We start from the raw sequence: 4,124 nt of genomic DNA, 5'->3' as shown, positions 1-4,124 counted from the left end.
GATCGACTTCGAGCGCACGCGCCGTTCGCTCGTCGGTGCCGGTGCCCGATTTGACACCACTCGCCGCCGATGGTTGATTGGCAGGCGCAGCACCTCGTTAGGCGAGGCTCCTGCACGAACACAGGCCACTGATCTCACGACGTCGAGAGACGCCCAAGGTTAGGACAGATCTCCCCGGATTAAGGGGTGATCCAAAGTGGCTTCCCGGCGATCGGGACACGTCGTGCAGTGTCGAAGCTTTTACGTGGAGGTGTCGATATTCACGAAACAACATGCGTGATAACGATGTACGACCTCGAGTGCTCGCAGACCCATCAGTAGCACCGCCGTGTCCGGCACGCGGTGCCCGGCGCTCGAGGAGGTGACCACCGTGGACGAGCCCCCCAGTCGACAATCGACACACCGCATTTCGGCCGACGGTGGTTGCCGCGGAATCTGAGCCCGCACCCCTGTCGGTCCTTCCCTGCACGGCCAACACCGTGTCCACTCGCGCGACTGTGATTGTCGCGGAGCAAGTTTGCGCTGCGCGCCGCATGAGGCGCGTGCGCGCGGAGAAGGACCTGTCATGCCAATTTCCACCCTGTTCGCGATGCCGTCGCGGGCGAAGAAGACGCCGGAGCGTGCCCGTACCGTCGCATTGTCGCCGGCCGACACCGATGCGCTGGCGGCGATCGCCCGCCAGCGGGCCCCGGGCGTCTACGCCGAGTTCCGCACCGGCTACCACGGTCTGAGGTCGGATCAGCTCGACCGGCTGCGCAGGCAGTTCGGTCCCAACGAGGTACGCCACGATCGACCGGCACCCGCGATCGTGCAGTTCCTCGCCGCGTTCAAGAACCCCTTCGTGATGATCCTGATGTTCCTGTGCCTGGTCATGTACGGGACCGACGTGCTGTGGGCCGATCCGGCTGAGGGGCCGTCCTACATGGGTGTCGGCACGGTGGGGTTGATGGTCCTGCTCAGCGTCTCGCTGAGGTTCTGGCAGGAGTACCGCTCGGGCCGCGCCGCCGAGGCGCTCAAGGCGATGGTGACCACCACCGCGACGACCACCAGGCGGATCGACGACACCGTGGTGACCAGCGAGATCCCGATCGATCAGCTGCTGCCCGGCGACGTGATCTCGCTGGCCGCGGGCGACATGATCCCGGCCGACGTTCGGGTGGTGCGCGCCAAGGATCTTCAGGTCAACCAGTCGATGCTCAGCGGCGAGTCGGCGCCCGCCGAGAAGACCGCGGAGCCGGTCCACGCGGTGGACGGCCGGCGCATCCTCGACGCCGACAACCTGGCGTTCATGGGTACCTCGGTGGTGTCGGGATCGGCCACCGCCGTCGTGGTGAACACGGGCCGGCGCACCTTCTTCGGCGCGATGACCGCCGGCCTGAGCGGCGCACGACCGGAGACGAACTTCGACGTCGGTGTCCGGAAGGTCAGCTACCTGCTGATCAGGTTCATGGTCGTCATGGTGCCCGCCGTCTTCATCATCAACGGGCTCACCAAGGACTGGAGCCAGGCGTTGTTGTTCGGCGTCGCGACCGCGGTCGGACTGACGCCGGAGATGCTGCCTCTGATCGTGACCGCCAACCTCGCCAAGGGCGCGGTACACATGTCGAAGCACAAGGTGATCGTCAAGCACCTCAACGCTATTCAGAACTTCGGCGCGATGGACGTGTTGTGCACCGACAAGACCGGCACGCTCACCGAGGACCGCATCCTGCTGGAGGAACACCTGGACCCCGCGGGGCGGCGAAGCCCCGCGACGCTCCGGTTGGCGACGCTGAACTCGCACTTCCAGACCGGACTGCGCAACCTGCTGGACAAGGCCGTGCTGGAGGCCGCGGGCCGGCCGCTCACGGACTGGATCGCGCGCAACCACCGGATGATCGACGAGATCCCGTTCGACTTCGCGCGCCGTCGGATGTCGGTCGTCGTGGAGGACGGCGACATGGACCTGATGGTCACCAAGGGTGCCGTGGAAGAGGTTCTGGCGGTGTGTGATTCGGTTCTGCTCGAGGACACCGAGCAGGAGCTGACCCCGGGCCTGCTGTCGTCGCTGGACCGGTTGGTGGCGGGGCTGAACGGTGAGGGCAAGCGGGTGCTGGCGGTCGCGACCAAGCGCGTCCTTCCCGGTGACGCCCGGCGCGAGTACACGAGGTCGGACGAGTCCGGGCTGACCCTGGTCGGCTTCCTCACCTTCCTGGATCCGCCGAAGGCCTCGGCCGCAGCGGCCATCGATGCGCTGCGCACGCACGGCACCGCGGTCAAGGTGATCACGGGCGACAACGAACTGGTCGCCGAGACCGTGTGCGGGAAGGTCGGGATCGACGTGGGTGCGGTGGTCACCGGCGCTCAACTCGACGGACTCGACGACGCCGGGTTGGACGGCCTCGTGCGCGAGACCACCGTCTTCGCGAAGGTCGATCCCCTGCAGAAGGCCCGCATCGTGGAATCGCTTCAGCGGCTGGGGCACACGGTCGGATTCCTCGGCGACGGCGTGAACGACGCGCCCGCCCTGCGGGCGGCGGACGTCGGAATCTCCGTCGACACCGCCGCCGACATCGCCCGGGAGTCGGCGGACATCATCCTGTTGGAGAAGGACCTCGGGGTACTCGAACGCGGTGTGCTCGAGGGCCGTCGCACGTTCGGCAACATCCTCAAGTACATCAAGATGACGGCCAGCTCGAACTTCGGCAACGTATTCTCCGTGCTCGTCGCCAGCGCGATGCTGCCGTTCCTGCCGATGATCCCGGTGGTGCTGCTGGTCCAGAACCTGATCTACGACCTGTCCATGCTGGCGATCCCGTGGGACCGCGTCGATCGTGAGTTCCTGGCGAAGCCGCGCAAGTGGGAGACGCGGAGCCTGTCCCGGTTCATGGTGTTCATCGGCCCGATCAGCTCGATCTTCGACATCAGCACGTTCGCGGTCATGTGGTTCGTGTTCGCCGCCAACTCGCCCGAGCACGCGGCGTTGTTCCAGTCCGGCTGGTTCATCGAGTCGCTCATCTCCCAGACGCTCATCGTGCACATGATCCGGACACAGCGGATCCCCTTCCTCCAGTCACGTGCGTCGTGGCCGGTGCTGGTCACCACCGGGCTCGCCTGCGCGTTCGCGTTGGTGTTCCCGTTCACCGGGTTCGGGCACGCGCTCGGGCTGGTGTCGCTGCCCTGGACCTATTTCCCCTGGCTGGTGGGGACACTCGTCGCGTACTGCGTGGTCACCCAGATCGCCAAGGTCGCGTTCATCCGCCGCTTCGGCGGCTGGCTGTAAGGAGCAACGATGGACACCACGATCGTCCTGCTCCGGGTCGGACTGGGCCTCGGGCTCGGTGCCGCCGTGGGCATCGAGCGCCAGTGGCGAGCCCGCATGGCCGGGCTGCGGACCAACGCGTTGGTCAGTCTCGGGGCGACTCTGTTCGTGATCGTCGGCGCGTACAGCTTCGACGGACCGGGTGCGGATCCGACCCGGGTTGCGGCGCAGATCGTGTCGGGCATCGGCTTTCTCGGTGCCGGAGTGATCATGAAGCAGGGCGCCTCGATCACCGGACTGAACACGGCGGCGACCCTGTGGGCGACCGCGGCGGTCGGCGCCCTCGTCGGCGGCGGGATGTACGTCGTGGCCGTGATCGGCACGGCGGCGATCATGATCGCGAACACGCTGCTGCGGCCCGTCGGCCGGCTGATGGACCATCAGCCCGCCAAGGCAGGCCGCGAGTTGCCGCCGGCCGACTACCGATTCGAGGTGACGTGTCGCGAGGATGCGGAGGCGCACGTGCGGGGGCTGACGGTGCAGGCGATCACCCGTCCGGAGTTCCGCCTGCGCTCGCTGCAGTCCCGCGACGACCCGACCACCGGTCAGGTCGACGTGGTCGCCGAGCTGACCGCCCCGGAGCGTGACGATCGGCTGCTCGAGGCCGCGGTCAGTCGGCTCAGCCTCGAGCCGCTGGTCACCCACGTGCGGTGGTCGGTCGAGCAGGGCGACCGTGAGCCGCTGTTCGGGGCGGACTGAGTTCCCCGCCCGACGGAGGCTCCGGGGCCGAACCCTCCGAAAAGACGAGCGCGCGCCGCCCCCGGGTGGGTGGGGGGCGCCGGCGGGGGGGGGGGGGCCGGGGCCCGGCCGGGAGGCCCACGTC

General features: G+C 67.7%; 2 protein-coding genes and 1 riboswitch. Both genes read left to right on the top strand.

Features of this window, described 5'->3' with window-relative positions; all coding sequences use genetic code 11:
- Nucleotides 1–86 precede the first annotated feature (86 nt).
- A riboswitch (M-box (ykoK) riboswitch) is annotated at nucleotides 87–257 on the top strand.
- A 308-nt stretch (nucleotides 258–565) separates the two neighbouring features.
- On the top strand, nucleotides 566–3,262 hold the full coding sequence (mgtA, locus tag ACFXGJ_RS24085) for a magnesium-translocating P-type ATPase (protein WP_378625779.1): 2,697 nt from the start codon (nucleotides 566–568) through the stop codon (nucleotides 3,260–3,262).
- Nucleotides 3,263–3,271: 9 nt separating this feature from the next.
- The gene (locus ACFXGJ_RS24080; RefSeq protein WP_378625778.1) at nucleotides 3,272–4,000 is read left to right on the top strand and encodes an MgtC/SapB family protein; all 729 of its coding nucleotides are present in this window, start codon (nucleotides 3,272–3,274) and stop codon (nucleotides 3,998–4,000) included.
- Nucleotides 4,001–4,124: the final 124 nt, after the last annotated feature.

Origin of the sequence: Rhodococcus sp. NPDC059234, assembly GCF_042754225.1 — a bacterium.
Lineage (GTDB): Bacteria > Actinomycetota > Actinomycetes > Mycobacteriales > Mycobacteriaceae > Rhodococcus_G.
This window is presented reverse-complemented; position numbering and strand designations above follow the sequence as displayed.

Excerpts from the sequence above, each read along its gene's own strand:
- ACFXGJ_RS24080 (WP_378625778.1), top strand. The coding sequence starts at position 3,272 with ATGGACACCACGATCGTCCTGCTCCGGGTCGGACTGGGCCTCGGGCTC.
- mgtA (WP_378625779.1), top strand. The coding sequence starts at position 566 with ATGCCAATTTCCACCCTGTTCGCGATGCCGTCGCGGGCGAAGAAGACG.